Source organism: Mycobacterium sp. (assembly GCF_035603715.1).
Lineage (GTDB): Bacteria > Actinomycetota > Actinomycetes > Mycobacteriales > Mycobacteriaceae > Mycobacterium.
The window spans coordinates 1-5,953 of sequence record NZ_DATNJW010000630.1 but is presented as its reverse complement, the minus strand read 5'-3'; the positions used below and the strand labels follow the sequence as shown (position 1 = coordinate 5,953).

Sequence of the window (5,953 nt, the reverse complement as noted above, 5' to 3'; positions counted from 1 at the left end):
CGGGAGATCTCTGCCCCGAAGGCCTGCATCAGCGTCGACTTGCCTACCCCCGAGATTCCACTGAGCAGCGTGCATCCTCCGCCGGCCCGTCCGGCCTCTTCCACCGCCGCTCGAAGTTCGGCGATCTCCTCTCGCCGGTCGACCACGCGGCCGTCGAAGTCAAGTACTGGGGTAGTCACGGCCCAAGGCCATCGTGACGGGCGCCGTCGGAGAGACGACGTGGCACATAAATCGCGAGCTGAGAAGCAAGCCGGGTCCTATTCTCAGACGAAGTGTCCGACTTATCGTAGGGTTTGTCCGGGCCGAACGCTCGCGATGACACAAACTTCTCGAGCGCGCAGGGAGTCAGCACAGCAAAGGGCCCAAATTCTTAAACTATGTCACCCAGCAGTGTTTCGCACGGCATCCGCTCAGCGTAGTTAACGGTCTAGTAAGGCGCGAGGCCAACGACGGCCCGAAGTTCGCCGGCCAGATTGCCGCGGTTACCCACCGTCACGCCGGTCAATCCCAGCCAGCCCGCCATCGTCTGCAATTCACCGGCCAGCGCTTCGGCCACCCGCGACGGTGGACGACCATCCTCGACGAACGCTCCCACGACCTGCAATGCGTCCGCGGAACGATCGGCCTTGAGGTCGACCCGTCCCACCAGCTCCCCGTCGAGCAGAAACGGCCACACGTAGTAGCCGTATTGCCGCTTGTTGGCCGGTGTGTAGATCTCGATCCGATAGTGGAACCCGAACAGTCGCTCGACCCGCGGACGGAAGAAGATCAGCGGGTCGAACGGACAGAGCAGCGCCGTGCCGCGGTCGTGTCGCGGAATGGTCTGTCCCGCAACCAGATACGCCGGGTTGGACCAGCCCTCGACGTCCACCCTTTCCAGTTCGCCGTCGGCCACCAGCTTGGCGATCGCCGGCTTGGCCTGCCCGGCGGCCAGCCGGAAATAGTCGCGGATGTCGGCCTCGGTCGCGACGCCCAGCGCGGTGGCGGCCCGCAACGTGAGCTCTCGGACCGCGTCGTCTTCGCTGACCTCGCGGGCCAGCACCTCTGGCGGCAGCACTCTTTCGGCGAGGTCGTAATGCCGGGCGAACCCGACCCGGGTCGCCGTCGTGAGGGTGCCGGCGGCGAACAACGCCTCGGCGACCCACTTGGTGTCACTGCGGCTCCCCCACCAATCTCCCCTGGGACCGCGCGGCGCGGTGGATAGATACGCCTCGATCTGCCCGGCGGTGCTCGGCCCGATTTCAGCGATGGCGGCAACGATTTTGTCGGCGAGCTTCGGGTTGGCTTTCACGATGTGGGTGCCCCATCGGCCGTGCCGATAGTGGCGCATCCGCCAGCGCATCAGCGGCCAGTCGTCGATAGCCATCAATGCAGCCTCGTGCGCCCAGTACTCCACCAGCAGCCGGGGTGAGCGGGTGCTGTGGGCCCACGCCGCCCGGTCCAACACGTCTCGGTCGTAAGGCCCGAGCCGGCTGAACACCGGCGCGTAGTGAGCCCGTACCGCTACCGACACCGAGTCGAGCTGCAGCACCTGGATCCGCGAGATCAGCCGGCGCAGATGCGCTCGGGTGACAGCGCGCTGCGGTCTCGGCTCGTTAAACCCTTGGGCGGCAACGGCTATCCGCCGCGCGTGGGCGGAAGTCAGCCTAACAAGCCGGGTCACGGCCCCGAGAATATCGCGGGCTCAGTTAACGCTGACTTTCTGGTCCGATGGCGACTCAGCGCTCGCCTCGTTGGCGTCCTTGAGTTCTCGGTAAGCCGATTCAAGAGTGGCCGGAACCGATTCCAGGTCCCGGTACACGCCCATCAACCGCTCCAGGACCTCGATTCGCTGCTGACTCGCCTGGTCGACCGCCTGCCGGGCCTGCTCACGATAGTGATCAGCCTCCAGCTTGGCGTCGGCCAGAAGCTGCTCACGTTCCTCCTGAGCGTCCTGCCACGCCGCAGCGATCGCCGATTGAGTTTCAGCGCTCATCCTGTCGAGTTCGGCGCCGAGCTTTTCCTTGGCTCTCTCGTACTCGGCTTCTCTCGATTTCAACTGCTCGCCAAGGTCCGCCAAAAGTTTTACGTGCTTCTGCTGCTCAGCCTCCGCTTCGGCCTTGGCCTCCGCGACCAGCGCCGCCGCCTCGGCTTTCGCCTCAGCCCGCATCTCGGAGATATCGTCGACCGCGCTTCGCAGCATTTTCGCCATCCGCTGTTGCACGGCGTGCGGCGACGGTGAGGTCTCCGTCAGGAGGTCGACCTCAGTGCGCAGCGCTGCCGCTTCAACGTCGATGCCCTTCAGGCGGGTCCTCAGGCTCTCGACGTCGTCGAGCAGCAACTTCTGCTTTGTGGCCAGCATCTCGATGTAGGCGTCGACCGCGGCCGGTTCGTAGCCCAGGAAACGCCGAGTAAACGTTCTCGCGGATTCGGGCTCCACTGCAAATTCCCCCTTCCAAAACTCCTGCTGAAGCCGCCGGAATCGGCTCCCACGACGAGTATGTCACCGTTATGCGGCACGTGCCGAGACGCGCTCTACCTGCGGCTATAGCTATGAAACCGGTAGCGCACACCCGCGCTGCTGGTCTGCCACTCTCCCGGCGTGCCGACCCACATCTCGTCGAGCACCGGGGCCACCGCGTCACCGTCATCGCGCGGTAGCTCGATGTCGATCTCGGTGACCTCACACCGACTGGCCCGCGGCAGTGCCAGCGTATAGATCTGCTCGCCGCCGATCACCCAGGTGTCCGGATCTGTCAATCCGTCATCGAGGTTGTGCACCACGGTAGCGCCGTCGGCGATCATGTCAGTTTGGTGGGTCAGTACGACATTTCTGCGTCCCGGCAGCGGCCGAAACCTCGCCGGCAGCGAATCCCAGGTGCGGCGGCCCATCACCACGGTGTGGCCGACGGTGAGCTCCTTGAAGCGGATCAGGTCCTCAGGTACCTGCCAAGGGATATCGCCGTCGCGCCCGATCACTCCGGACGTCGACTGCGCCCAGATCAGGCCGAGTCCACTCATACAGCGACGGGGGCTTTGATCGCCGGGTGTGGATCGTAGTTCTTCACAACGACGTCGTCGTAGGTGTAATCAAAGATCGAATCACGTTGAGCCAAAACAAGTTCCGGGTAGGCACGCGGATCGCGGCTCAGCTGCTCGGTGACTTGTTCAACGTGGTTGTCGTAGATATGGCAGTCGCCGCCGGTCCAGACGAAGTCGCCGACACCCAGGCCGGACTGCGCGGCCATCATGTGGGTCAGCAGCGCATAGCTGGCGATATTGAACGGCACGCCCAGAAACAGATCGGCGCTGCGCTGGTAGAGCTGGCAGCTGAGCCGGCCGTCGGCCACGTAGAACTGGAACAGCGCATGGCACGGCGCCAGTGCCATCTGCGGGATCTCGCCGACATTCCACGCCGACACGATGATGCGCCGCGAATCCGGATCGGTCCGCAGCAGGTTCAGCGCCGAGGTGATCTGGTCAACGTGCTCGCCGGACGGGGTGGGCCACGATCGCCACTGCACCCCGTACACCGGACCGAGATCGCCTGTGTCGCTTGCCCATTCGTCCCAGATTGTGACCCCGTGCTCCCGCAGCCAGCCGACGTTGGAGTCACCGCGCAGAAACCAGAGCAGCTCGTACACCACCGACTTCAGATGCACCTTTTTGGTGGTGATCAACGGGAAACCCGACGACAGGTCGAACCGCATCTGATGGCCGAACAAACTGCGGGTACCGGTGCCGGTGCGGTCGGATTTGGCTGTGCCCTGCTCGAGCACCAGACCCAAGAGATCCTCGTACGGCGTCACGATCGGCACGCGTTCACCATACGTCCAGACCCGGGGAGTAGAACGGATGGCATGCCGAATATCAGCGACACCGTCACCACCCCCGATGGCTCCTGCCCGGTCCGCCTCTTCACCCCCGAGGGACAGGGCCCGTGGCCGGGCGTAGTCATGATTCCCGACGCCGGCGGGTTCCGGCAGACCTTCGTCGACATGGCCGCTAAGCTGGCCGATTCCGGGTACGCGGTGCTACTTCCGGACGTGTATTACCGTCAGGGTGACTGGGCACCGTTCGACATGAAGACCGCGTTCACCGACGACAACGAGCGCAAGCGCCTGATGTCGTTCATCGGCAGCATCAGCCCCGACGGCTGGGCATCGGATGCGAACGCGTACTTCGACTACCTGAGTGCTCGGCCCGAAGTCAGCGGCACCACGTTCGGCATCACCGGTTACTGCATGGGCGGTCGCGCGGCGTTGACCGTCGCCGGGCTTGTTCCAGACCGGGTGGCGGCCGCGGCATCGTTCCACGGCGGTGGGTTGGTCACCGACGGCAGCGATAGCCCGCATCTGCGGGCCGACCAGATCCAGGCCGTCGTCTATGTGGGCGGGGCGGAGAACGATGCGTCGTTCACCGACGACCACGCCGAGCAGCTGGAGAAGGCCCTGACCGCGGCCGGCGTCGAGCACAAAATCGAAACCTATGCCGCCGGACACGGGTACGCCGTGCCGGACAACGGGTCCTACGACGCCGACGCCGCCCAGCGGCACTGGACGGCGATGCGCGAGGTGTTCGGAGCGAACCTGGGCGGCTAGCTCGGGAGGCGATTCATCCCGCCTCGGCCAGGCCGGTCGCAGCATCGTCTTGATGCGGCGGCCACAGCGGCTGCGGTACTTGGAGACCGAACGGTTTGCCCCAGCCGTTTCGAGACGAAACCTCGTGCACAGGACGGCGATTGGCCGCTACACCCCACTTGCCCCGCGGGTAGCCGAGAGTCAGCATGGCCGACATCGTCCAGCCTTCCTCGACGGGCACGCCCAGCAACTCGTTCACCTTGTCCGCAAAATTGCGGAGCACCATCGTCATGACGCCGCCGACGCCCTCGGCACGGGCGGCGAGCAAGGCACTCCAAATCGCCGGGTAGATGTTGGCACCGCCGAGGTCGTCGATGGCGAATACGAAGAGCAGCAAGGGGATTTCCTCGAAGTGGTCGGCGAGGTAGTCCCCCGAGCCCTTCATTCGGCGCATGGTTTCGGCGTGAGCGGCGTGATCCATACCCGGAGCCGGGGCCACCATCGGTCCTGTCCCCGTCTTGAACTTCTCGTATTCCAAAGCGCGGGCCTGTCGAAACAGCCCGGCGAACTCGCGGATGAGTTTCGGGTCGTCAACGGCCACGAAGTGCCAGCGTTGGGTGTTACCCCCGTTGGGAGCACGAACGGCGGCATCCAGGATGCGGGCCTGGGTGTCCAACGGAATCGGATCCGGCCGCAACCGCCGCATCATCCTGGTGGTGTACAGGCCTTCGTAGATCTCCATGTGCCTACTCCGTTCCGCTATTCCGGCCAGCTGCCGTTGAGGATGTGCTCGACCATGTTGTCGCGCACGAAGGTGGGGTCGAAGCGCTCGAGCACGTCGGCGTTCATGGTGCCGTAGGTGGTCTCCGGGCGGTGCTTCATGCCGTCGGTGAAAGCCGCCAGGATGCGGTTCTTGAAATCGGGACGCGGGTGGGCGGCGGTCACCGCGGCCTGGGCTTCCGGAGCGAGATCGCTGCGGCCGAGGCCCAGCACGTCGACAACGACACCTGCTTGAATCAACGCGGTTTCGGGTGCCATGAACTCGGGCACCCCCGGCGTGGTGTGCAGGGCGATTCCGAGCCAGACCTTGTCGGCGTCGGCGTTGTCAACGCCATGCCGCGTCAAGAAGTCGCGTGCCGCGTCGGCGCCGTCGACCTCGAAGCGGATGGTGGAGGTGCGGTAGCGCTCGGTCAGCCCGAGGTCGTGAAACATCGCTCCGACATAAAGCAATTCGAGGTCGGGTTGCAGTCCGCGGCGAAAACCCTGCAGTGCACCGAAGAAGTACACCCGCCGGGAATGGTTGAACAGCAAGTCGTCTTCGGCGTCTCGGATGAACTCGGTGACCTCGCGCGCCAGCGCGCTATCGGGTACGCGGATGCCGGCGACGGTTTCGA

Annotated in this window: 8 protein-coding genes; 1 reads left to right on the top strand and 7 read right to left on the bottom strand. The window is 64.8% G+C overall.

The window, feature by feature from the left end; genetic code table 11:
- The 5 genes from VN856_RS28955 to VN856_RS25630 form a co-directional block, all read right to left on the bottom strand.
- On the bottom strand, nucleotides 1–146 hold a 146-nt coding region (locus tag VN856_RS28955), incomplete at its 3' end, for an ATP-binding protein (protein ID WP_414687050.1).
- A gap of 281 nt (nucleotides 147–427) precedes the next feature.
- Nucleotides 428–1,663: a winged helix-turn-helix domain-containing protein gene (locus VN856_RS25645; RefSeq protein WP_325694553.1), complete on the bottom strand. Its 1,236-nt coding sequence runs from the start codon at nucleotides 1,661–1,663 to the stop codon at nucleotides 428–430.
- Between the two features lie 21 nt (nucleotides 1,664–1,684).
- Complete coding sequence (locus tag VN856_RS25640) at nucleotides 1,685–2,419, bottom strand: cell division protein DivIVA (RefSeq protein ID WP_414687049.1); 735 nt, start codon at nucleotides 2,417–2,419, stop codon at nucleotides 1,685–1,687.
- Between the two features lie 95 nt (nucleotides 2,420–2,514).
- Entirely contained in the window at nucleotides 2,515–3,000 is a 486-nt protein-coding gene (locus VN856_RS25635; RefSeq protein ID WP_325694551.1) for a dihydrofolate reductase, read from the bottom strand.
- Nucleotides 2,997–3,797, bottom strand: a complete 801-nt coding sequence (locus VN856_RS25630; RefSeq protein ID WP_325694550.1) for a thymidylate synthase — start codon at nucleotides 3,795–3,797, stop codon at nucleotides 2,997–2,999. Before VN856_RS25630 ends, VN856_RS25635 begins: the two co-directional genes overlap by 4 nt.
- Before the next feature lie 42 nt (nucleotides 3,798–3,839).
- On the opposite strand from VN856_RS25630, the gene VN856_RS25625 reads away from it, so the two are divergent.
- Nucleotides 3,840–4,580, top strand: coding sequence for a dienelactone hydrolase family protein (locus VN856_RS25625; protein WP_325694548.1), 741 nt, complete (start codon nucleotides 3,840–3,842; stop codon nucleotides 4,578–4,580).
- A 13-nt stretch (nucleotides 4,581–4,593) separates the two neighbouring features.
- On the opposite strand, the gene VN856_RS25620 is transcribed toward VN856_RS25625, so the two are convergent.
- Nucleotides 4,594–5,301 carry a nitroreductase family protein gene (locus VN856_RS25620; protein ID WP_325694547.1) on the bottom strand — a complete coding sequence of 236 codons (708 nt, stop codon included), beginning with the start codon at nucleotides 5,299–5,301 and terminating at the stop codon, nucleotides 4,594–4,596.
- Nucleotides 5,302–5,318: 17 nt separating this feature from the next.
- Nucleotides 5,319–5,953 (bottom strand): HD domain-containing protein (locus VN856_RS25615; protein WP_325694546.1); only part of this gene is annotated, 635 nt, incomplete at its 5' end.

What these genes read in the sequence shown, in the direction of transcription:
- VN856_RS25625 (WP_325694548.1), top strand. Translation starts at nt 3,840, where the DNA reads ATGCCGAATATCAGCGACACCGTCACCACCCCCGATGGCTCCTGCCCG.
- VN856_RS25620 (WP_325694547.1), bottom strand. Translation starts at nt 5,301, where the DNA reads ATGGAGATCTACGAAGGCCTGTACACCACCAGGATGATGCGGCGGTTG.
- VN856_RS25635 (WP_325694551.1), bottom strand. Translation starts at nt 3,000, where the DNA reads ATGAGTGGACTCGGCCTGATCTGGGCGCAGTCGACGTCCGGAGTGATC.